The organism is Kaistia defluvii (assembly GCF_040548815.1).
GTDB classification, from domain to species: Bacteria; Pseudomonadota; Alphaproteobacteria; order Rhizobiales; family Kaistiaceae; genus Kaistia; species Kaistia defluvii_A.
In genome coordinates, this window is sequence record NZ_JBEPSM010000001.1 from 160,437 (window position 1) to 181,920 (window position 21,484).

Genomic DNA, 21,484 nt, shown 5'->3' on the forward strand with positions numbered 1-21,484 from the left:
CGGGCAATGCCTGCCGCTCGCCCTCAGGACGCCAGGCCTCAGCCGATCGCGCCTTGCGCCAGCAATTGCTTCTGGTTGAAGGCCTGACAGAAGGCGGGAACGGCGTCGGCGGGCATCGGTTCGGCGATCAGATAGCCCTGGATGATCGGGCAATCGAGCGCGACGACCGCATCGAGCTGCGACTTAGTCTCCACACCTTCGGCGACGATCTCCAGATCGAGGGCATCGGCCAGCTCGATGATCGAGCGGACGATGGCGCGCGTCTTCGGATCGTGCTCGAGATCGGTGATGAAGGAGCGGTCGATCTTGAGGCTGTCGACGGGCAGGCTGCGCAGATGGCTGAGCGAGGCGTAGCCGGTTCCGAAATCGTCGAGCGCGAGCGAGAAGCCGAGCCGGCGCAGATCGTTCAGCGTCGAGGCGATGCGCTCGGCGTCGCGTGACAGGATCGTGGTTTCCGTCACCTCTATGGTGAGCTGGGCGCTGGTCAGGCCATGCAGGCGCAAGCGGCTGTGCAGGTCCTCGGCGAAGCTCGGCTGGCGCAGGTCGAAGGCGGTGACGTTCATGCTGACCCGGGTCGACAGGCCGACCTTGTCCCAGGCGGCGAGGTCGCTGATCACGCTCTGGATCATTGTCTTCGTCAGGGCCTGGGCGATATCCGGCTCGTCGAAGGTTTCGGCGAAGGTGCCGGGCATCAGCGTGCCGCGCTCGGGATGCAGCCAGCGCGCCAGCGCCTCGTAGCCGATCAGCTTGCCCGTGCGGATATCGAGCATCGGCTGGTAGAAGGGCACGATCTGGCTGGCGTCGAGCGCCAGCCGCAGCGCCTTGAGCAGCGAGTAGCGGCGCTCTGCGTCATCGCGCATCGACGGCGCGAAGAACACCGTGCGCCCGCGCCCGGCCCGCTTGGAGCGATAGACGGCGATGTCGGCATCGGCCATCAGCTCGCCCGAGGTGCGGCCGTCGGCGGGGAAGATGGCGACGCCGGCGCTCAGGCTGATCGGCACGTCCTGCTGCTTGACGGAGAAGGGGCGGGCGACCGATTCCATCATCCGCTTGACCGCGGCGGCCGCGTCCTGCGTGTCCTGCGCGTTGGTCAGCACGACGGCGAATTCGTCGCCGCCGAGGCGGCCGATGACGTCGGATTTGCGGATCGTGCCGCGAAGCCGGCTCGACACCTCGCGCAGCACCATGTCGCCGGCGTCATGGCCGAGGCTGTCATTGATGTCCTTGAAGTGGTCGAGATCGATGATGCAGAGCGCGGCGCGCCGCTTGGCCCGCTTCATCTGCTTCAGCTTCTCCTCGAAGCGCTGCTCGAAGAAGCTGCGATTGGGGAGCCCGGTCAGCCCGTCATGATGGGCGAGGTGGACCAGCTCGGCCTCCAGGGCGCGGTTGCGGGTGATCTCCTCGCGTAGTTCGTTCGTTGTCCGTTCGAGCGAGGCATAGCTGGCCATCAGGTCGACGGCGCGCGCCTCCAGCAATTCGTTGGCGTGCAGCAGCTCGTTATGCTGCTTCTCGATGGCGCGGGTCGCGGCAAGCGTCGGCCCGATGTCGATATCGGTGACGGTCAGGCCCTCGCCATGCGGCGCGAGGCGCAGCTGGCGTTCGACGATCTTGCCATCCTGGGTATAACGGGCATCGAAGACGTCCGGCAGCTGGCTGTTCACGGCGCGCACGAACCGCTCCATCATGCCGCTCGATTCCGCGAACGGCCAGGCTTCCAGCATCTGGCTGCCGATCAGCGCATCGGGATGCCTGTGCACGCGCCGGGCGGATTCGGCATTGGCGGCCACGATGCTGAAGTCGAGGATGGCGCCCTTGCTGTCGCGGATCGCGCTCAGCACGGTGATGGCATCGGCGCTGACGTTGAAGACCGAGCGCAGCACATTGGTCGCGTCTTCGCGCGGCCGGATATAGCAGACGAGGAGCAGGGCTTCGCCCGACCGCACGGGAAGGATCAGGCGCTCTGTGATGCCGACGGCGGTCGCGCCGACCTTACTGTGCAGCGCCAGGCCGGGCCGGCCCGATTGCAGGATCTGGAAATAGGTGGCGCGAAACGAGCGGGCGCCCCGATTGGTCATCTGCTCCAGCACCCGGCCGGTCGGATCATGGCCGAACACCGCCACGACGTTCCGGCCGACCCGTTCATAGACCAGGGACTCGCCGATGGCGCGCATCACCATCATCCGCTCGGCCATGGGGCTGGCGAGCGCGAGTGCGAAGTGCCGGATATCAGGGATGTCGCCGCCATTGGCCGCATACCACATGGCGCAGAGATCACGGACGTCACTGAAATCGGTGGTCTGCTCTATATCGTCTATGCGGACGTCTACATAGCTCGTCAAACCGGAGGCCTTCCTGGGTCAGCACCTGGCGAAAGCTACCGTGACCTATCTTTATAACCGATTAAATGAAGTCATCCGCCGCCGCAATTGTGGCGAATTCCTGTTCTCCAGCAATCCTCATAATGCGACATTTCACGGCAGAGCCTGCCGTAAGGTAAGCTTATCGTCGCTGCAGGGACGACTGCGTTTACGGGGAGCGGGGAGGGTGGGGCTGTTGCCGGGCGGGCGGGTCGCGGGGAGTGATTTGGCGACGGGCCCGCGCGCCTAGGCAGCGCGCGGTGCATGCAATTCGGAGCGCCGTGGTCAGGCGACGCGGGCGAAAGTCGTCTTACGAAGCCCTGGCGAGCGGGGCCGGGGGATTGCGGCGGATCTTGCGCACGGCGCGCTCGGCCGCCACGGCGTCCATGAACACCTGGCCTTCCAGGGCGGAAAATGTCCCTTCCAGCGCGTGGAACGCGAAGGACCTGCCTGACCGGATCAGGATGCCGGCCGCCTCGTCATCGATCTCGATGATGTAATTGTCGAACACCGAAGTTCTCCTTTCGCCGCCTGAAACCTGCCATGCAAGCTTCGGGCCGCGATCATTCATGTAGCTCAGCGTAAGCGTCGCGCCGGGATTTCGTCCCCGGTGCGCACCAATGTGGGAAGTCAGTGGGAGTTCCGGCGACAGCGGCACATTTCGAACGGACGGAAGGGATGACGCAGGGTTGCCATCGTTTTCGGCATCGGAAATCTCCTCATCGAAATCCAGAGCCACGAACCCGTTCGTGACGCTTTAGCGTTTGGTGTCGCGGCGCAAGCTGCTGTTCAAATCACCGCGGCATCGCGTTGGATGCGATGCCCATATGGGGCCGACACATGCCCTTCTACCAGCCACGCATTTCCTTTTTTTGACAGTTGGCGAGGATGCCATTCCGGTCGGGTCGTCCCGCATGGAATCCGGCGGAAATCTTCGCCTTTCCGCGCTCCCAAGGGGCCATTTCAGGATCGGGCGGCGCGCGGTTTTGCAACGCCGCGATTGACAAGATCGGCGTCTTTCCAGTTCTTGGGCGCAACGCTTTGGTCGGGGGAGAACACATGGCCTGCTACATCGGCATCGATATCGGCACGTCGGCGGTCAAGGCGCTGCTGATCGACGAAAACCAGTTCGTGCTGGCGGAGACGGATGTGGCGCTGCCGATCTCGCGGCCGCATCCGCTCTGGTCCGAGCAGGATCCCGAGGATTGGTGGCAGGCGACGGAGAAGGCGCTCCGCACTCTCAAGGACGCCGCACCCGCCGCCTATGCGGCCACGGTGGCCATCGGCCTTTCCGGGCAGATGCACGGCGCCGTGCTCATGGACAAGGCAGATCGCGTGCTGCGGCCGGCCATCCTCTGGAACGATGGCCGCAGCCATGCCGAATGCACGGCGCTCGAACACCGTGTGCCCGACCTCGGCCAGATCGCCGGCGTGCCGGCCATGCCCGGCTTCACCGCGCCGAAGCTGCTTTGGGTGGCGCGGCACGAGCCCGAGACCTTTGCCGAGATCGCGCATGTGCTGCTGCCCAAGGACTATGTCCGCTTCCGCCTGACCGGCGCCTATGTCTCCGAAATGTCGGATGCCGCGGGCACGCTCTGGCTCGACGAAGCGGAGCGGCGCTGGTCGCCGGAGATCGTCGCCGCCACCGGGCTCGATCCGGCCGTGATGCCGCGCCTGGTCGAGGGCTCGGATGCGGCCGGCACGCTTTCGGCAAAGGCGGCCGCGGCGCTCGGGCTGGATCCCAAGGTGATCGTCGCGGGCGGTGCCGGCGACGCGGCGGCGGGTGGCATCGGCATCGGCGCGGTCGACGAGGGCGACGCCTTCATCTCGCTCGGCACGTCGGGCCAGTATTTCGTCGTCAACGAGACCTACCGGCCCTATCCGGCGGCCTATGTCCACACCTTCGCCCATGCGCTGCCCGGGCGCTGGTTCCAGATGGCGGCGATGCTGAACGGCGCTAGCGCGCTGGCCTGGGCCGCGCAACTGGTCGGCGAGGCGGATATCGGCAAGCTGCTTGCCCGGGTCGAGGCGACGCCGGCCAAGAACAGCGAACTGCTGTTCCTGCCCTATCTCGCCGGCGAGCGCACGCCGCACAACGACCCCTACGCACGTGGCGTGTTCTTCGGGCTCGATCCGGCGACGGAGACGACCGATCTCATCCGCGCCGTGCTGGAAGGCGTTGCCTTCTCCTTTGCCGACGCGCAATCGGCGCTGGCGACCGCCGGAACGCGGCCGAAGCAGATGGGCGCCATCGGCGGCGGCGCCAAGAGCCCGCTCTGGATGAAGATGTTCGCCGATGTGCTGGGCGTGCAGATCGTGCTGCATGAAGGTGGCGCCAAGGGCCCGGCCTTCGGCGCGGCGAGGCTCGCCATCCTGGCGGCGACGGGCCAGAGCACGGCTTCCGTCTGCACCGCGCCACCGATCAATGCGACGATCGATCCCGATCCCGCCGCCACGGCGCGCTACGCCGAAAAGATCGAGCGCTTCCGCCGCCTCTACAAGGTGCTGAAGCCGGAATTCGCGCCGCGCTGAGCCGGCGTTTCGGTCGCCGACCGATCGTTTAGCGGCGCGCGGTCGATCGCGCGGGCGATTACCTTCGCGATCGAGCGGCCGCTGGAAGTCGGTGTGGGAGAGATCGTCATCCGGCCGACCGCGCAGGACCGAGCGGCTCTTGTGCCGCCCGGGCGAGAGCGCTTGCGCCGGCGTATCGAAAGCAACGGGCCGACTTCCAAGGATATCAGGATGGCTTCCGAAGCATTCGTAACGGGGGCCGGCGTTGAATTGAAGTGTGTTCCGGACCATGGCGGATCCCGTTAAGCAGGGGATGCCCAATAGCTGACTAGCCCACAAGGATTAGACAGGCTCCGCAACTGTCTCGATATTGCATTGCGATATCGAAACATTTTTTATTGCCGCGGCGCAAGATCGAATGCGGCTTGACTTGCCTTCGCATCCGCCGATTAACTGCATCAGGTTAAATTAATGAGTGGTCAACGCTCTGCCTGGGAGGCGTGCCTTGGAAAAGGCCGGTATCGGTCGCGGGAGCAATTCCGCCCAGCTTCGCCGCTACAATGAAAGGCTCGTCCTGCAGCGGCTGCGCCGTGCCGGAGAAGCCTCCAAGGCTGAACTCGCCCGCGCCGCCGACCTCACCAATACCGCCATTGGCGGCATCATCCGCAAGCTCGACGACCTCGGCCTGATCGAGGCCGTCGGCAAGCGCCATGATGGCGGGCGCGGCCAGCCGGCCACCATGCTTCGCCTCAATCCCGATGGCGCCTATGGCATCGGCGTGCGCCTCGATCGCCGCTCGATCGAAACGATCCTGATCGATTTCGACGGCACGCCGCTCGCCCGGCGCGCTTATGACATGGTGCTGCCGGAGCCGGCCGAGGCGCTGGCCATGGTGGCGGGCGACGTGCAGGCGCTGCTGGAGCGGCTGGACCCGCAGGCGCGCGAGCGTTTCGCCGGCATCGGCCTGGCGCTGCCCTACAATCTCGGCGCCTGGCTGCGGCGGCTCGACCTGCCGGTCGAGATCTTCCATCGCTGGGACGATTTCGACTTTGCTGCGCAGCTGGAGGAGGCGACCGGCCTTCCCGTGTTCAGCGAGAATGACGGCAACGCCGCCGCCATCGCCGAGCTGTTCTATGGCCTCGGCCGGCGCGTCGACGATTTTCTCTATCTGTTCATCGGACCGGCAATCGGGGGCGGCATCGTCGTCAAGGGCGATTGCCTGCGTGGCAGCACCGGCAATGCCGGCGACGTCGCGGTGATCGCGGTGGCGCCCAGCCGCCTCGGTTCCTCGCCGAAGTCGGAGGATGGGCGCGAACTTCTGATCACCCGCGCCTCGCTCAATGCGCTCGGCCGACATCTGCAGGCGCGCGGCGTCCCGGTCAACTCGCCGGCGGACATGCAGGCGGCCTTCGCGGCCGGCCATCCAGCGGTGCTTGAGTGGATCGATGACGCGGTCGAGGCGCTGGCGCCGGCGATCTGGTCGGCGATCGCGCTGCTCGACGTGCCGCTGATCGTGGTCGATGCCGACATCGATGGCGGTCTGGTCGACGCGCTGATCGCGCGGCTTGCCGTCGCGCTCGACCAGCACGCGCCCGAAGCGCGCCGGCCGCCCCGCATCCTGCATGGCACGCTCGGCCGCGATGCCGGCGCCATCGGCGCGGCGACGCTGCCGATGTTCTTCAATTTCTCGCCCCGCGCCTCGATCCTGACGCGGGACGATGACGACAGCGAATTCGAGACCGGCCCGATGCGGTTTGCCGGCCTCACCTGAAATCCTCGGGAGGGACCGAGAGCGTCGCGGAGAAGCTGGTCGCTTCGCTGGCGCAGAACAAGAAACGGCCAGGGAGGAACGGACATGTTGAAGAAGCTTATGCTCGCCGCCAGCCTGTTGGCGCTGTCGGCCGCTCCGGTGCTCGCCGATGAGACGATCGGCCTGATCACCAAGACGGAGACCAACCCCTTCTTCGTCAAGATGCGCGAGGGTGCGCAGGCCAAGGCCAAGGAGCTTGGCGTCACGCTGATCACCGCCGCCGGCAAGTATGACGGTGACAATGACGGCCAGGTGGCCGCCATCGAGAACCTGATCGCGGCCGGCGCCAAGGGCTTTGCGATCGTCCCCTCGGATTCCAAGGCCATCGTGCCGACGATCCAGAAGGCGCGCGACGCGGGCCTGAAGGTCATCGTGCTCGACACGCCGCTCGATCCGATGAACGCCGCCGACGCCACCTTCGCGACCGACAACCGCAAGGCCGGCATGCTGATCGGCCAGTGGGCCAAGGGCACGCTGGGCGACAAGGCGGCCGACGCGAGGATCGTCTTCCTCGACCTCGCCACCAACCAGCCGACCGTCGACTTCCTGCGCGACCAGGGCTTCATGCAGGGCTTCGGCATCGACGTGAAGGACCCGAACAAGATCGGCGACGAGAACGATCCGCGCATCTGCACGCATGAAATCAGCCAGGGCGACCAGGAGAAGGGTCGTACCGCGATGGAGAACGCGCTGCAGAAGTGCCCGGACGTGAACGTCGTCTACACGATCAACGAGCCGGCGGCTGCCGGTGCGTGGGAAGCGCTCAAGGCGGTCGGCAAGGACGATGGCAGCGTGCTGCTGGTCTCGATCGACGGCGGCTGCCCGGGCGTCAAGAACGTCCAGGCCGGCACGCTCGGCGCCACCTCGCAGCAATACCCGCTGAAGATGGCGGCGATGGCGCTCGAGGCGATCCATGCCGGCAAGATTCCGGACATCGATCCGGCCGTCGGCTTCCTCGATACCGGCGCGCAGCTGATCACCTCCAAGCCGGTCGATGGCGTGCCGTCGATCTCTGTGGAAGAGGGCCTCAAGCTCTGCTGGGGCTGAGTTTTCCGCGCCGCCCCGTGGCGGTTCTGAGCATGAACAGGTGGGAGCGCTTCGGCGCTCCCACGAACAGGCGTCGGGGAGGATGGCTTTATGAGTGACAATGCAACAGGTTCGGCAGCGGCCGAGCGAGGCCTGCCACCGGCCGAACCGGGCGGCGTCGCGAGCTTCGATGAAGCCGATCGCGGCCCGATCCGGCGGATGCAGGAATTCCTGCATCGCTTTCCGACCAGCATCCCGTTCATCGTGCTGCTGATCGGCGTCGTCATCTTCTCGTTCGCCGCGCCCGGCAAATTCCTCGCCCCGTTCAATTTTTCGCTGATCCTGCAGCAGGTGACGATCATCGCGATCCTCGGCGTCGCCCAGACGCTGGTGATCCTGACCGCCGGCATCGACCTTTCGGTCGGCGTCATCATGATCCTGGCCTCGGTGGTGATGGGCCGCACCGCCGTCGTCTACGGCGTTCCCGTCGAGATCGCCTTTCCGCTCGGCCTGCTGGCGGGCCTGGCATGCGGCTTCGTCAACGGCGTCATCGTCACCAAGCTGCGCCTGCCGCCCTTCATCGTGACGCTCGGAACCTGGAGCATCTTTGGCGCGCTTAATGTCTGGTATTCGCGCAGCGAGACGATCCGCCAGGCCGATGTCCAGGAAACCGCGCCCTTCCTGCAATGGACCGGCACGATCATCAAACCCTATGACTTCTTCTCGAAGACGCTCGGACTCGACCTGACCTTCCTGAAGGGCTGGGTGCTCAATTACGGCTCGGTGGTGATGCTGATCGTCGCCGCCGTCATCTGGTACGTCCTCAACAAGACTGCCTTTGGCCGTCACGTCTATGCCTCGGGCGATGATCCCGATGCGGCGCGGCTCGCCGGCATCAACACCGATCGCACCCTGATCGGCGTCTATGCGCTGGCCGGCTTCATCTGCGCCATCGCCGCCTGGGTCCTGATCGGCCGCATCGGCGGCGTCAGCCCGCAGGCCGGCCAGACCGCCAACCTCGATTCGATCACCGCCGTGGTGATCGGCGGCACCAGCCTGTTCGGCGGCCGCGGCTCGATCGTCGGCACGCTGGTCGGCGCGCTGATCGTGGGCGTGTTCCGCAACGGCCTCGCGCTCTCCGGCCTCGAACTGCTCTGGCAGGATTTCGCCGTCGGCGTGCTGATCATCGTCGCCGTCACCATCGACCAGTGGATCCGGAAGATTTCGTCATGAGCGCCGCAAGCCCCACCGAACCCGCCGCCCTGGTCCCCGCGCTCAAGGCCCGCGCACTCAACAAGCGCTATGGCCGCGTCGTCGCCCTGGACAATGCCGATTTCGACCTGATGCCGAACGAGATCCTCGCCGTCATCGGCGACAACGGCGCAGGCAAATCGACCCTGATCAAGGCGCTCACCGGCGCGGTCAGCCCCGACCACGGCGAGATCTGGCTGAACGGCCAGCCGGTCGCCTTCAAGAGCCCGATCGAGGCCCGCAACCTGGGCATCGAGACGGTCTACCAGAACCTCGCCTTGTCGCCGGCGCTATCGATCGCCGACAACATGTTCCTCGGCCGCGAGAAGCGGCGCGAGGACTTCATCGGCCGGATGTTTAGGACCCTCGACAAGCCCTACATGCAGAAGGTGGCGCGCCAGAAGCTGACGGAACTGGGGCTGCTGACGATCCAGAACATCAACCAGCCGGTCGAGACGCTTTCCGGCGGACAGCGCCAGGGCGTGGCGGTGGCGCGCGCCGCCGCCTTCGGCAGCCGGGTGGTGATCATGGACGAGCCGACTGCGGCGCTCGGCGTCAAGGAATCGCGAAAAGTGCTGGAGACGATCCTGCGCCTCAAGGAGCGGGGCCTGCCGATCGTGCTGATCAGCCACAACATGCCGCATGTCTTCGAGGTGGCCGACCGCATCCACATCCATCGTCTCGGCAAACGCATCGCCGTGATCAATCCGAAGAACCACACCATGTCCGACGCCGTGGCGATCATGACCGGCGCCATGGCCCCGCCGATCGACGAAGCCGCCTGAGGCGGGCACTTTCCGTTCGCGCCCGCCTTCGGCTATCGTTCCGACCGCGAGAGCGAACGGATTTTCATGCGATTCTTCGGCAGGCCCGTCTATTTCCTGGCAGTCGCAGCGTTTCTCGGGGGCGCTGTGCTGTTGCGCGTCGCCGATCCGTTCCCGGTCCAGGCGATCCGCCTGCTCGCCTTCGATCTCTATCAGCGCATGGCGCCGGCCGCGCCGCTGGCCGAGCCGCCCGTCGTGGTCGTCGACATCGACGAGACCTCGCTGAAGGCCATCGGCCAATGGCCATGGCCGCGCACGGTTCTGGCGGAACTGACCCGCAAGCTGTCGGAGGCGGGGGCCGCCTCGATCGCCTTCGACGTGTTGTTTTCAGAGCCCGACCAGAGCTCGCCGGAAGAGGTGGTCAAGCGCCTGCCGCCGGAGCAGGCGGCGCTGGTCACCGCCTCGATCGGCTCCGCGCCGACGCATGACAGGGCCTTTGCCGAGGCGCTCGCCCGGAGCCCTTCGGTGCTTGGCCTGTCGCTGTCGGGCGGGGGCGCGCCGCTGCCGCATCTGAACGCCGGCTTCGCCACGGCCGGCGACGACCCGCGCCCCTTCATCCCGAATTTTGCCGGCGCCGTCGCCAACGTGCCGGCGCTCGACGCGGCGGCGAAGGGGCTCGGCTCGATCAACTGGCTGCAGGATCGCGACCAGATCGTGCGCCGCGTGCCGCTGGTGCTCCGAGTCGGCGATACGCTGGTGCCGTCGCTGGCAGCGGAGGCTTTGCGCGTCGCGCAGGACGCGGGCTCCTATATCCTCAAGGGATCGAACGCCAGCGGCGAGGAGGCTTTCGGCCGCTCGACCGGCCTCAACCACGTCCGGATTGGTGCGCTGGTGGTTCCGACCGATGCCGATGGCGCAATCTGGCTGCGCTTCCGGCCGAGCGACCCCGAGAACTTCGTCTCCGCCAGGGATGTGCTCGCCGGCAGCCTTCCCGCCCGCTCGATGGAGGGCCGGATCGTGCTCGTCGGCACGTCCGCGGCCGGCCTGCTCGACCTGCGGGCCACGCCGCTCGATTCCGCCGTTCCGGGCGTCGAGATCCACGCCCAGGTGATCGAACACATCCTGACCGGCCGCTCGCTGACCCGGCCCGATTATGCCAGCGGATTGGAGATCGCCGGCATTGTCGCGCTCGGCCTGCTGCTGGCGCTGGTGCTGCCGTTGGTCTCGGCGGGCATCGCCGCGATCCTCGGCGTACTGGCGATCGGCGGCATCCTGGTCGGCGGCTTCCTCGCCTATGACTGGGCGGGACTGCTGTTCGACCCGTTCTATCCGGCGCTGGTGATCGCGCTGCTGGTGATCGGCTCGGTGCTTTACACCTTCCGCCAGGCTGAGCGTGCCCGCGCCGGCATCCGCCGCGCCTTCCAGTATTACGTCGCGCCGGCGGTGGTCGACGAGATCATCGCCGATCCGACGCGGCTGGAACTTGGCGGCGAGATGCGCGAACTGACGCTGCTGTTCTGCGACGTGCGCAATTTCACCACCCTTGCCGAAGGCCTGAGCGCAACCGAGCTGACCAGCTTCATCAACGAGCTGATGACGCCGCTCTCGGACATCCTCCTCGAGCATCGCGGCACGATCGACAAATATATGGGCGACGCCGTCATGGCGTTCTGGAACGCGCCGCTCGACGATCCCGACCATGCGCGCCACGCGCTGGACGCCGCCGAGGCGATGATGGACGCGATGGTCGGGCTCAACGCGCGCTGGCAGGCTGCGGCGGCGGAGCGCGGGCGCGCCATGCCGGAGGTGCGGATCGGCATCGGCATCAATACCGGCGCCTGCTGCGTTGGCAATCTCGGCACGGCGCGGCGCTTCGACTATTCGGCGATCGGCGACGAGGTCAACATCGCCAGCCGCCTCGAGCAGCTGACCAAGGAATACGGCCTTGGCGTCATTGTCGGCGAGCCGACGGTGCGGGCGGCGGGGACGGACGGGCTGGTGGAGATCGACCGCATCCAGGTGCGCGGCCGCCACGGCGTCAGCCGCATCTTCACCATGGTGCCGGATGATGCTGAGCCTGATTTCGTCGAGGCGCAGCAGGCCTTCGCCGCCGTCCTGCCGCAACAGGATCCGGCGATCTGGCGCGAGGCATTTTATCGCGCAAAGTCCTCCGCCCCGGCTCGCTTTGCCGGCTACTATCAACTTATGCTGGAGCGGCTTTCGGCGCGTGGCGGACTCGGGGGGGAGCCGTCGCCACAGATCACAATCGACCTGTGACGTGGATCACATTCCGCTCGCGCGCGTTCTGCCAGATTCGAACCGTGTCCGGCTTGCACAAGGAAGCCGGCGGCATTCCGGGGGACCGTGTTGATCGATCCTACGCTCGCACCGATTGCCGCATTGGCAATATTCCAGGTCAAGCATGTCGTCTGTGACTATTTCCTGCAGACGACCAACCAGATCCTCAACAAGGGACGCTATGGCCACCCGGCCGGGCTCCTCCACGCCGGGACCCATGTTCTCGGATCGATCCCGGTCTTCCTGATCTATCCGACGCGCTGGCCGATCGCGCTGCTGATCCTGGCGCTGGAATTCGTGGCGCATTATCACATCGACTGGCTGAAGAACGACCTCAGCGCCCGCTTTGGCTGGGAGCCGAAGGACAAGCAGTACTGGTGGGCAATGGGTCTCGACCAGTTGGCGCACCAGGCGACCTATATCGCGATGACGATCGCGCTGGTTCTGGTCAATCGATAGCCCCCGGGCGGGTTCGGTTGTTCACGAGGGTCTCGAGGCCTGCCGGCGTCGTCGTTAAGACGCCCTACCTTGTGCGTCCCGCTCGCATCCGGCTGAGATCCCTTCAAGAGGCGCCGGCGCCTGGCGTCCAATATCGAAGACCTCGACCATCATCCTGAGGTGCCCGGCGAAGCCGGGCCTCGAAGGAGGGTCCAGGGAACGCTCTTTTATTTGCGCTGGGCTGGCTTCGCGTGCCGAGGCGTCCGCTGGAACCTCCTTCGAGGCTTCTCTGGCGCGAAGCACCTCAGGATGATGGCGGAGGGTGTTTACACCCGCTTGGAGCACCAGAAGCTTGACTTGCCCACGCTTGCGAACCGTCTCCGGGTCATAAGGACCGGACGGCTCAGAACCGCGTGACCACCCGGGCCATGGCGATATGGTTGCCGAATTCGGCCTGCTCGTCGTTCGACTGGTTCCACTGGTAGCGGTAGTCGAGCGCGATGTCCGTCTGCATGCCGAGGGCGCGGTTGAACACGGCGCTGAGCAGCGGCTCGATCATCACGTCGTCGCGCTTGTCGCCGTCGGGCGCGTAGAGGTTGCTGTAGAGCGTCTGGGTGACGTCGACGCCGCCGCCCAAAGTCAGCCAGTCGGCAACCTGGTTGAAATATTCGAAGCGCGCGCCCCAGGAGACATAATCGCCCGGCTTGATGTCGTCCGGGCCGAGACTGGTATTGGTCACGTCGATGCCGCCAATGCCGCTCCAGCGCGCATGCGGCGTGAAGACGAAGACGTCGCTGTCCTGAACCACCTGCGGCAACGCCCAGCGGCCGACGACGTCGGCATAGAAGCCGTCCGTCGAGATGGACTGGTCGCCGAAGCTGCGATAGCCGCCGCGCACCCGCAGCAGCTGGTAGGCGCCCTGCAGGTAGCCCTCGAACTGCATGCCGGCGATCGCCTCGGAATAGTAATAGGCGTTGTCGAGGAAGGACACGCCGCCGCCGGCAAACGGATTGACACTGAGCTGCGCCCCGACCGGCAGGATCGGTCCGGTGACGCCGCCGAGATAACCATAGTCGAGCTGGCTGACATCGCTGAAATACTCGGCATTGCCGAGCAGCAGCGTGCGCCAGCGCGTGTCGCCCAGGCGGCGCTCGTCCTGGACCCGCCCGGCCACATAGGCTTTCAGCGAGCTTTCGAGGTCGCTATGGCGCTGCAGCGGGTTGCTCTCATAGCCAAGCCCGCCCGTCAGCGTGACCAGCGTCGTGTCCGGCTGCAACTGGCGGCGGATGCGCACCAGCGCTGCCAGCGCCTCGGCGTTTTCGGGATCGTAGAGCAGCACGCGTTCATAGGTCGCGAGCGCCTTGCGCGGCTGCCCGACCGCCTCGGCCAGGCGGGCATATTCCATGTTGGCGGCGGTATCGGTCGGGTTGGCGAGCACGCGCTGGTAAGCCTCGCCCAGGGCGATCGCCTCCGAACGATCCACCGCCAGAGCCGGCGTGATGTACGCGCCAAGAGCGACGGCATAGGCGGTGAGTGCAAACGCCAGAAGACTGCGCTTCACGCTCGGAAGCTCCCCGATCAAGCCTGAATTAACCAAGGATAAATTCGGCCGCGTCTTTGAGCAACCTGCACAGGCCGCGCGGGGCGACTTTGCCGGCGAGCGGTGCAGATTGGCCACGACGAACGCAAAAGCGGAGCTTCCGCAGCGTCTCCATCGGCTGTTCTTGCCGCCGGGCTTGGTTTGTCGCACGCGGAGTGGCAAAATCCTCGGCAGATCCAGCGATCCCAGCAACCGGGAGCCCATCATGCGTATCGGCCGACTCATCAGGACCGCCGCGGCCGTCCTGGCCCTCGCCACGGTCGCTGCGGCCCCGGCTTCCGCCGCCGATACGACGATCGGCCGGGCCGGCGCCGTTCACAACAAGGTGGAAGGCGTGGTTCGCGGCGCCGCGCGGCCGCTCGCCGTGCGCGACCCCATCGTCCAGAACCAGCAGGTGCGCACTGGCGCGAATTCGACCGCGCAGCTCCTGTTCCTGGATGAGACCAGCCTGAATGTCGGGCCTGGTTCCGACGTGACGCTCGACCGCTTCGTCTACGATCCCGGCCGCTCGCAGAACGACATCGCACTGCGCGCCACCAAGGGCATCTTCCGCTTCGTCTCCGGCTCGTCCGATCCGCGAAGCTATCACCTGAAGACGCCGGTCGCGACGATCGGCGTGCGCGGCACGATCTACGACACGATCGTCGGGCCCAGCGAATCCGTCATCATCCTCGTCGAGGGCAAGCTGGTGATCACGCTCCCCGGCGGGCGCGAGGTCACGCTCGACCGGCCCGGCAAGGCGCTGCGCATCCACAAGGGCGGCCGCATCGAGGGGCCGCTGACCTGGGACGGCTCGCTGATCCGCGTCACCGGCGTCGTGCCGTATCCGCTCTATGGCGACAGCTTCCTGCCCTATCCGGAGAAGCTGCAGGCCCAGGACGGCCGCAACGACGTCATCAACGACCTCAACAACCGCGTTCGCGACATCGGGCCGCCGCCCTGCGAACCCGGCAGCTGCGGCTGCAATGGCGGTTCGGCCACCCATGCCGGGTGCGACTAGCGCCCGATTGCGGAAAGCTCGCCTAACGGGCGCGGATCGAAGGCGCGGAAAGCGCCGCTCCGAAACCTGAAGAATCTAGCCGCGTCCGAACAGGCGCCGCATGGCGCCGACGATCTCGTCGGTGCGGATGCCGAGGATGCGGCTCGCATGCTCGTCGTCCGCGATCTGCTCCAGCTCGGCCCGGCGCTTGGCCAGGACCGCGCCGAAATGATCGACCAGTTCCGGCGAGTGCGTCAGCACGTTTTCGAGCGCCACCTTGGTGATCTCGACGACGCGCGTCGGTTCCATCGTCGTGACGGTGGCGGCGCGGCGGGCGCCGGTCATCAGCGACATCTCGCCGAACAGCTCGCCGGGCCCGAGCATGGCGACTTCCCGGTGCGGATGGCGGGTGCCGGCGACGGTGACGTCGACCTTGCCGCTGACGATGATGAACATCGAGGTGCCGAAATCGCCCTCGGTCATCAGCACGCGGTCCTTGCCGACGTCGTAGACCTTGCTGCGCGCGGCGAGCTCGTCGAGCTGCCGCGCCGAAAGCACGTCGGCAAAAAGCGGGGTCCGGGCCAGAACGTCGCGCGCTTCCATGGAAGACCGTCTCCGTTGTTGCCGGAGTGTGGGTCCAGCTTCGCTTCGCCGTCAAGCGGGCGGGTTGCGCGGACTAGCGGCCTTCGAGTTTGAAAGCGATCGGAACGTTGATTTCGAGCTGGGTCATGCCTTCTGGCATGCGCGGAAAGGGGGATGCTCGGCGGACCGCGGCGATGGCGGCTTCGTCGAGCATCGGGTTTCCGGCGCTGCTCGCCACCACGATGTTCTGGGCGGCGCCAGATGGCGTGATCACGAACCGGACCTGGGCGCGGCCGCTGATGCCGAGCCGCTGTGCCTTGCTGGGCATCTGGGTTGACCGCGCGATCTTGGCCCGCACCTTGCCCTTGTAGTTCGAATTGGCGGCGGCGCCGGATCCCGCCTCCCGCGAGCGGCCCGTGCCGCTGTCGCGGGCGGTCGTGTTGTTGCTGGCGACGGATGCCCCGCGGCGGCTCTCTGTCTCGGCATTGCCGCGGCTCGGCGCTTCGGCTTTGCGCTTCCTGTCGGCCTTCTCCGCCTTTTCGCGCGGCGGCTTGCGGGTCGGCTCGGCCTTTTCGGCGATCTTCTTCTCAACCGGCTTCGGCTCGACGCGCTTGGCTTCGACCGGCTTGGTCTCGGTCGGCTTCTCGACGGGCTGCACCTCGACCGGCTTGGCCTCGGGCAGGGGCGCCAGCTCTTCCGGTGTCTCCTGCGGCGTCAGTTCCTCGACTGGCTTCAGAGTCGTCAGCACCGCCGTCTGCACCGGCTTGGCGACAGGCTGGACGGGCTTGGCCTCGACGGCAGGCGTCGTGGCTTCCAGGGTCTCGGTCGCCGCGGCCGATACGGCGGGGGCCGGCTCGACCGGCGCGAGGTCCGGCGTCGTCGGGGCGATCGAGGCGAGCGTCTCCGTCGGGACGATCTCGGTCATCACGGGCGAGGGGGCGGCCGGGAGGTCGCTCTCGATCGGCGTGGCCGAGAGATCGGCGGTCAGCACCGGTGCTATGCTGCTCGACGGCGTGGCCGCCGGGCTGAGTTCGGGGACGGCAGCCGGCTGCACGGCCTCTGCGGCGGCCGGCTGGGTCGGCTGCGGTGTCGGCTCGGCATCCATCGGGGAGGCGGAGAGGGCGGCCAGCGTGGCCGGTTCGGCGGTCGGCGCGACCTCGGTATCCTGGGCCGTCTTCAGCTCTTCGCTGAGGAACTCCTGGATCTCGACATCCGAGCCGAGCGTCGCATCGATCGAACCCTCGACCGAGCTGCCGGCGCCGCTGCCGGCTTCCGCGACCTCATTGGGATCGGGCGTGAAGGCTGCGACCACCGCGCCATGCGCCGCGATCGACAGAACCAGTGCCCAAGCCCAGGAAGCGCGCCGAACCTTCATCACCGAGCCTCGATCCCTCGCGTCGTCATCAATTGTCGAAGCGCATGTCGGTGCGCGTCGACACCTGGATGCTCTCGGCACAGGCGCCGGGGGTGAGGCCGGCGCCGCTGCATTCCTTCACGTCGTTGACGAGGATGCGGGCGATCGACGGGCAGGCGGTCTCGGGGATGTCGAACTGGCGGACGCGGCTCTTGCCGGCCGGCACCTTGGCGGTGCGCACGACGGCGAAGCGGTTGACCCGGCCATCCTGCTCGAACAGCACCAGTTCCAGCGCCATGTCGTCGATGCCGGCCGAGAGGCGGTTGTCGATGACGAAGCTCAGGCGGCAGGCCTTGGCATTGGCCTCGGCACCGTTGAGCTCGATCGCGATTGCCTTGGGTGCCTGCTGGGCTTCGGCGAACGAGGTCGCCGTCATCAGGACCAGCGCCGCGCCGAGCTGCATGCCGACGCGCTTGCTGCCACTCAAAACTGCCATGTTCCACCCCGTCATCCGAAGGAAGCCGGCGAGCCCTCGCAAAGGACCGCCACATGTGCAGGTATTAAAATATGATAGTGAAAGTCAACTATAAATTCGTCGCGGTCGCCGCTCAGGAGGGCTGGGCGGAGAAGGCGAGGGCGGTGATCGGGTGCATCGCCTCGTGGTCGAGATCGAGGAGCCCGCGCAGCTGGCCGCGATCCTTGGCGACGTCGGCGATGGTGTAGCTGTCGAGAACGGCGAAGAAGGCGCGCAGCGCTTCCGCCAGAATCTTGTTCACACCGCAGGAATCGACCAGCGGGCAATCGCGGTTGGCCGTGTCGAAGCAGTCGGTGAGGAAGAAGTTGCTCTCGGTGGCGCGGACGACCTCGCCGATCGAGATCTCATGCGCCGAGCGGGCGAGCCGGATGCCGCCATTGCGGCCGCGGATGGTCTCGACGAAGCCGCTCTCGACGAGGACGTGCATGATCTTGAAGAGATGCAGCTCGGAGATGCTGTAGGTCGATGCGATATCCTTGATCCGGCTGTTGCTGCCTGGGTTGGCGGCGCAATAGAGCAGGATGCGGATGGAATAGCTGGTCTGTTGGGTCAGGCGCATGGCGTCCCTCTTCTACCCCCGGCCGAGCCCGCGCGCCGGAATCGGGCGCCGCTCGAGCGGTCGTTAATACCTTCTCTTTAAAGTCTTGTTTTCCGGAGTTCAACCAAATCGACTCTTCCGGCTCGGGAAGCGGCGCCTTGCGGCCGATTTTCGCGCCTTCCGCTGGTCAGTTCCGGCTCTCTCGCGCCGGGCAAAACAAAAGCCCGGAAGGCGAACCTTCCGGGCTTCGTCACTGCGATGCAGCGAATTCGCGGATATCCGGGGGCAGGGCCCCCGAAGGATCCTAGATCAGCGAACCGTTCACGACGGCCTTGCCCGACTGGTCGAACAGGTGGACCGTCTCCGGCGCGACGATGATGCGGATCTTGTCGCCCGAACGCTGGCCGGCAAGGCCATCGGCCTTGACGACGGTCGGGTCGGAACCGTCCACGTCGATGTAGAGCATGGTTTCGCCGCCGAGATGCTCGGAGAGCGAGACGACGCCGGGGATGCCGCCCGTGTCGGTCGGGGCGATCGTGAGATGCTCCGGACGAACGCCGAGGGTCATCGGACCCGGGGTGATGGTGGCGCCGCGCGTCGGCACCGCCAGGGTAGAGCCGCCGGGCAGGGCGATGATCGCCGAACCGCCGGTCACTTCCGTGACGTTGACCTTGAACAGGTTCATCTTCGGGCTGCCGATGAAGGTGGCGACGAAGATGTTGTTCGGGCGGTGGTAGAGCTCGAGCGGCGAACCGACCTGCTCGATCTTGCCGGCGCTGAGCACGACGATCTTGTCGGCCATGGTCATGGCTTCGACCTGATCGTGGGTGACGTAGATCATCGTCGCCTTGAGATCATTGTGCAGCTTCGAGATCTCGATGCGCATCTGCACGCGCAGCGCGGCGTCGAGGTTCGACAGCGGCTCGTCGAACAGGAACACGTCCGGCTCGCGAACGATGGCGCGGCCAATGGCGACGCGCTGGCGCTGACCGCCGGAGAGCTGGGCCGGGCGGCGCTGCAGCAGCTCCGTCAGGTGCAGCATCTTGGCGGCCTTTTCGGTGCGCGCCTGGATCTCGGACTTCGGCATCTTGGCCATCTTCATGCCGAAGCCGATGTTCTCGGCGACGGTCATGTGCGGGTAAAGGGCGTAGGACTGGAACACCATCGAAACGCCGCGCTCGGCCGGCGCCAGGCGGGTCACGTCGCGATCGCCAATGCGGACGGTGCCGTCCGTCGTGCCTTCAAGTCCGGCGATCAGACGCAGAAGCGTCGACTTGCCACAACCCGACGGGCCAACGAAGACGCAGAACTCGCCGTCCTTCACTTCGAGATCGACGCCGCGGATGATGGGAACCTCACCAAACGACTTCTGGACTTCGCGCAACGTCAGACTTGCCATTAATCAAACCTCCAAGATGGACACGCAAACGGGCGCGGCCGTCGAGACAGCCGCAATCCCACAAGCAGGATCATTCCTCCATACCTACCGTCCACGATCGCGGGGCTTGAGTAAAGTCCCGAAATGCAGCCGCAGCGCCGGGTGCGGGTGATCGATTGGGTCCTATGCCCACGAAGGCGCAACCCTGGGTGCCCGCCACGACGGCAATCGCGCGCAAGGCTGGGTTTCCCTTGCCCGATTCCGCGAGGTCGTGCCTCGAAACCGGGCGGATTTCCGCCGCGCCATCTAAGACTGATCTGTTGATAGTGCGACGGCGACCTATTTTCACCTTGCGGGAGACTGGCGGCGGAACGCCCGCAACGATCCGTTATAGTCTCTAGGCCTAAGCAAGGTGGACAAATTCGCGGTGCGCGAGGCTATCGCGGGCGACGGGCAATCTCGACTGCGGCCGCGATCAGGCTTGCGGAAACCTCCTTGCCGAAGGTGTTGACGGTGATGTGACCATCATCCGGAATGCTGACGTCGAAGAGCACATCCCCTTCGTTTGAAAGCACCTCCAGGCGTATGCCGTCGAAGCTCACATCCGTCGCCCATTGGTATTCCACCGTGCGACCTTCGAATTTCAGCGCTCCCATACAGAGAGCTTATCGCAGCCCAGCCCACTTCGCCATTGGCCCACGCCGCAGGTGCCGCCGATTCAGGCCGTCATTCCCGGCCGATTAAACCGCCGGGTGAAGATTCGGCATGACCGGACGCTTTACCAGAAGCGTAACCGCATCGAGCACATGGATCCTTCCGCACTGCGACGGCACCACGATTCTTTTTCCGCAACGCCGCGACGGAAGCGCCGGGTTCCCGCGTTGAAGGTGGGAACGGGCCACATTCACCGGACGCACCATGCCGCTTTGGAAACAGATACTGCTCTGCCTTGTCGTCGTCATTCTCGCGGCAGGGGGCTGGTACGCCTTCCAGCATCGCGATTCGCTGGGCGACGGCGCCGGAGGCAGGAGTGCGTCCGCGGCCCCCGGTGGCGGCCGTCCGGGCGGCGGCGGGCCGACGCTGGTGGTGACCGAAGCCGTGACGAGCGAGGTCGAGAGCGACCAGGTGCGCTCGGTCGGCACCGTGAAAGTGCCGCGTTCCATCAACATCTACCCGCAGGTCTCGGCGGTCGTGAACGAGGTGCTGTTCAAGGCGGGCGACAAGGTTACCAAGGATCAGCCACTGGTCCGGCTGGATGACGCCGACCAGCGCGTCGCGCTCGACCTTGCCAATATCGCCCTCAAGGATGCCCAGGCGGCGCTCGACCGCGCCCAGAAGCTCTCGGCCAGCCGCAACCTCGCGCTTTCGGCGCTGGAGGACGCGCAGTCGGTGGAGCGCAAGGCGCAGATCGCCGTGCTCGGCGCGCAGATCGCGCTGGACCGCCGCACCATCACCGCGCCCTTCGAGGGAGTCGTCGGTTTGAGCGACCTGGCGGTCGGCGATTTCGTCACCTCGTCTACGGTCGTCACCACGCTGGACGATGTCTCGACGCTGCTGGTCAGCTTCCTGGTGCCGGAGCGCTATGCCGGCCGTGTGGTGGAAGGCCTCGCGGTGACGGCGACGGCGGCCAGCAAGCCGGACGCGACCATCTCCGGCAAGGTTACCTCGGTCGATACGCGCATCGACCCGACCGCCCGCACCCTCAAGGTCGAGGCCTCGCTCGACGCGGAAGCCGCCAATGCCGTCGGCGTCAAGCCGGGCATGTCGGTGGTCGTCTCGCTCGGCTTTGCCGGCGAGAAGCGCATGGCCATCTCCGCCCTGTCGATCCAGTGGGACCGGGCCGGTTCCTATATCTGGACGGTGGTCGACGATGTGGCCAAGCGGCTGCCCATCACGGTACTGGAGCGCCAGAGCGGGCGCGTGCTCGTCTCGGGCGAGCTGAAGGAGGGCGACAAGGTCGTCGTCGAGGGCCTGCAGCGTCTGCGCGAGGGCTCGAAGGTGGCTGAATTCGCCACCGCCGCCACCGGCGCGAATGCTTCCACCGGGAAGGGCAGCTGATCATG

General features: G+C 66.3%; 18 protein-coding genes and 1 pseudogene. 10 read left to right on the top strand and 9 right to left on the bottom strand.

Going from position 1 to position 21,484, the window contains the following annotated elements; genetic code table 11:
* Nucleotides 1–38: 38 nt before the first annotated feature.
* Both ABIE08_RS00805 and ABIE08_RS00810 read right to left on the bottom strand, forming a co-directional pair.
* Nucleotides 39–2,339: a putative bifunctional diguanylate cyclase/phosphodiesterase gene (locus ABIE08_RS00805; protein WP_354548021.1), complete on the bottom strand. Its 2,301-nt coding sequence runs from the start codon at nt 2,337–2,339 to the stop codon at nt 39–41.
* A gap of 328 nt (nt 2,340–2,667) precedes the next feature.
* Nucleotides 2,668–3,096 (bottom strand): hypothetical protein, encoded by a 429-nt coding sequence (locus ABIE08_RS00810; RefSeq protein ID WP_354548022.1) that lies wholly within the window; start codon nt 3,094–3,096, stop codon nt 2,668–2,670.
* A 320-nt stretch (nt 3,097–3,416) separates the two neighbouring features.
* Here ABIE08_RS00810 and xylB point away from each other — a divergent pair, with 320 nt between their 5' ends.
* The 8 genes and pseudogenes from xylB (at nt 3,417) to ABIE08_RS00845 (ending at nt 12,476) form a co-directional block, all read left to right on the top strand.
* Nucleotides 3,417–4,889 (top strand): xylulokinase, encoded by a 1,473-nt coding sequence (xylB, locus tag ABIE08_RS00815; protein ID WP_354548024.1) that lies wholly within the window; start codon nt 3,417–3,419, stop codon nt 4,887–4,889.
* Between the two features lie 36 nt (nt 4,890–4,925).
* Nucleotides 4,926–5,015: pseudogene (locus tag ABIE08_RS23595) on the top strand (oxidoreductase); the annotation flags it as partial.
* Between the two features lie 358 nt (nt 5,016–5,373).
* Nucleotides 5,374–6,639, top strand: a complete 1,266-nt coding sequence (locus ABIE08_RS00820; protein WP_354548025.1) for an ROK family transcriptional regulator — start codon at nt 5,374–5,376, stop codon at nt 6,637–6,639.
* An 87-nt stretch (nt 6,640–6,726) separates the two neighbouring features.
* Nucleotides 6,727–7,725 (top strand): sugar ABC transporter substrate-binding protein, encoded by a 999-nt coding sequence (locus ABIE08_RS00825; protein WP_354551518.1) that lies wholly within the window; start codon nt 6,727–6,729, stop codon nt 7,723–7,725.
* A 90-nt stretch (nt 7,726–7,815) separates the two neighbouring features.
* Entirely contained in the window at nt 7,816–8,937 is a 1,122-nt protein-coding gene (locus ABIE08_RS00830; protein WP_354548026.1) for an ABC transporter permease, read from the top strand.
* Complete coding sequence (locus ABIE08_RS00835) at nt 8,934–9,740, top strand: ATP-binding cassette domain-containing protein (RefSeq protein ID WP_354548028.1); 807 nt, start codon at nt 8,934–8,936, stop codon at nt 9,738–9,740. Before ABIE08_RS00830 ends, ABIE08_RS00835 begins: the two co-directional genes overlap by 4 nt.
* Before the next feature lie 66 nt (nt 9,741–9,806).
* Nucleotides 9,807–11,996, top strand: coding sequence for a CHASE2 domain-containing protein (locus tag ABIE08_RS00840; protein WP_354548029.1), 2,190 nt, complete (start codon nt 9,807–9,809; stop codon nt 11,994–11,996).
* A 123-nt stretch (nt 11,997–12,119) separates the two neighbouring features.
* Nucleotides 12,120–12,476, top strand: coding sequence for a DUF3307 domain-containing protein (locus ABIE08_RS00845; protein WP_354548030.1), 357 nt, complete (start codon nt 12,120–12,122; stop codon nt 12,474–12,476).
* 382 nt (nt 12,477–12,858) lie between these two features.
* Here ABIE08_RS00845 and ABIE08_RS00850 read toward each other — a convergent pair whose 3' ends face one another.
* Nucleotides 12,859–14,016, bottom strand: coding sequence for a porin family protein (locus tag ABIE08_RS00850; protein ID WP_354548031.1), 1,158 nt, complete (start codon nt 14,014–14,016; stop codon nt 12,859–12,861).
* Between the two features lie 244 nt (nt 14,017–14,260).
* Here ABIE08_RS00850 and ABIE08_RS00855 point away from each other — a divergent pair, with 244 nt between their 5' ends.
* On the top strand, nt 14,261–15,055 hold the full coding sequence (locus tag ABIE08_RS00855; RefSeq protein WP_354548033.1) for a FecR family protein: 795 nt from the start codon (nt 14,261–14,263) through the stop codon (nt 15,053–15,055).
* Nucleotides 15,056–15,130: 75 nt separating this feature from the next.
* On the opposite strand, the gene ABIE08_RS00860 is transcribed toward ABIE08_RS00855, so the two are convergent.
* The 6 genes from ABIE08_RS00860 to ABIE08_RS00885 all read right to left on the bottom strand — a co-directional run bounded on the left by ABIE08_RS00860 (nt 15,131) and on the right by ABIE08_RS00885 (nt 20,077).
* Complete coding sequence (locus ABIE08_RS00860; RefSeq protein WP_354548034.1) at nt 15,131–15,637, bottom strand: Crp/Fnr family transcriptional regulator; 507 nt, start codon at nt 15,635–15,637, stop codon at nt 15,131–15,133.
* A gap of 73 nt (nt 15,638–15,710) precedes the next feature.
* A complete protein-coding gene (locus ABIE08_RS00865) occupies nt 15,711–16,991 on the bottom strand; it encodes an energy transducer TonB (RefSeq protein WP_354548035.1) in 1,281 nt (426 codons plus the stop codon).
* Nucleotides 16,992–17,019: 28 nt separating this feature from the next.
* Nucleotides 17,020–17,466 carry a hypothetical protein gene (locus ABIE08_RS00870; RefSeq protein WP_354548036.1) on the bottom strand — a complete coding sequence of 149 codons (447 nt, stop codon included), beginning with the start codon at nt 17,464–17,466 and terminating at the stop codon, nt 17,020–17,022.
* A gap of 112 nt (nt 17,467–17,578) precedes the next feature.
* Entirely contained in the window at nt 17,579–18,064 is a 486-nt protein-coding gene (gene rirA, locus ABIE08_RS00875) for an iron-responsive transcriptional regulator RirA (protein ID WP_354548038.1), read from the bottom strand.
* 283 nt (nt 18,065–18,347) lie between these two features.
* Nucleotides 18,348–19,442, bottom strand: coding sequence for an ABC transporter ATP-binding protein (locus tag ABIE08_RS00880; protein WP_354548039.1), 1,095 nt, complete (start codon nt 19,440–19,442; stop codon nt 18,348–18,350).
* 416 nt (nt 19,443–19,858) lie between these two features.
* Nucleotides 19,859–20,077, bottom strand: coding sequence for a hypothetical protein (locus ABIE08_RS00885; protein ID WP_354548040.1), 219 nt, complete (start codon nt 20,075–20,077; stop codon nt 19,859–19,861).
* Nucleotides 20,078–20,339: 262 nt separating this feature from the next.
* Between ABIE08_RS00885 and ABIE08_RS00890 the strand changes: the two genes are divergently transcribed.
* Nucleotides 20,340–21,479 carry an efflux RND transporter periplasmic adaptor subunit gene (locus ABIE08_RS00890; RefSeq protein ID WP_354548042.1) on the top strand — a complete coding sequence of 380 codons (1,140 nt, stop codon included), beginning with the start codon at nt 20,340–20,342 and terminating at the stop codon, nt 21,477–21,479.
* Nucleotides 21,480–21,484: the final 5 nt, after the last annotated feature.

What these genes read in the sequence shown, in the direction of transcription:
- xylB (WP_354548024.1), top strand. Translation starts at nt 3,417, where the DNA reads ATGGCCTGCTACATCGGCATCGATATCGGCACGTCGGCGGTCAAGGCG.
- ABIE08_RS00830 (WP_354548026.1), top strand. Translation starts at nt 7,816, where the DNA reads ATGAGTGACAATGCAACAGGTTCGGCAGCGGCCGAGCGAGGCCTGCCA.
- ABIE08_RS00835 (WP_354548028.1), top strand. Translation starts at nt 8,934, where the DNA reads ATGAGCGCCGCAAGCCCCACCGAACCCGCCGCCCTGGTCCCCGCGCTC.
- ABIE08_RS00840 (WP_354548029.1), top strand. Translation starts at nt 9,807, where the DNA reads ATGCGATTCTTCGGCAGGCCCGTCTATTTCCTGGCAGTCGCAGCGTTT.
- ABIE08_RS00855 (WP_354548033.1), top strand. Translation starts at nt 14,261, where the DNA reads ATGCGTATCGGCCGACTCATCAGGACCGCCGCGGCCGTCCTGGCCCTC.
- ABIE08_RS00860 (WP_354548034.1), bottom strand. Translation starts at nt 15,637, where the DNA reads ATGGAAGCGCGCGACGTTCTGGCCCGGACCCCGCTTTTTGCCGACGTG.
- ABIE08_RS00865 (WP_354548035.1), bottom strand. Translation starts at nt 16,991, where the DNA reads ATGAAGGTTCGGCGCGCTTCCTGGGCTTGGGCACTGGTTCTGTCGATC.
- ABIE08_RS00870 (WP_354548036.1), bottom strand. Translation starts at nt 17,466, where the DNA reads ATGGCAGTTTTGAGTGGCAGCAAGCGCGTCGGCATGCAGCTCGGCGCG.
- rirA (WP_354548038.1), bottom strand. Translation starts at nt 18,064, where the DNA reads ATGCGCCTGACCCAACAGACCAGCTATTCCATCCGCATCCTGCTCTAT.
- ABIE08_RS00880 (WP_354548039.1), bottom strand. Translation starts at nt 19,442, where the DNA reads ATGGCAAGTCTGACGTTGCGCGAAGTCCAGAAGTCGTTTGGTGAGGTT.
- ABIE08_RS00885 (WP_354548040.1), bottom strand. Translation starts at nt 20,077, where the DNA reads ATGGGAGCGCTGAAATTCGAAGGTCGCACGGTGGAATACCAATGGGCG.
- ABIE08_RS00890 (WP_354548042.1), top strand. Translation starts at nt 20,340, where the DNA reads ATGCCGCTTTGGAAACAGATACTGCTCTGCCTTGTCGTCGTCATTCTC.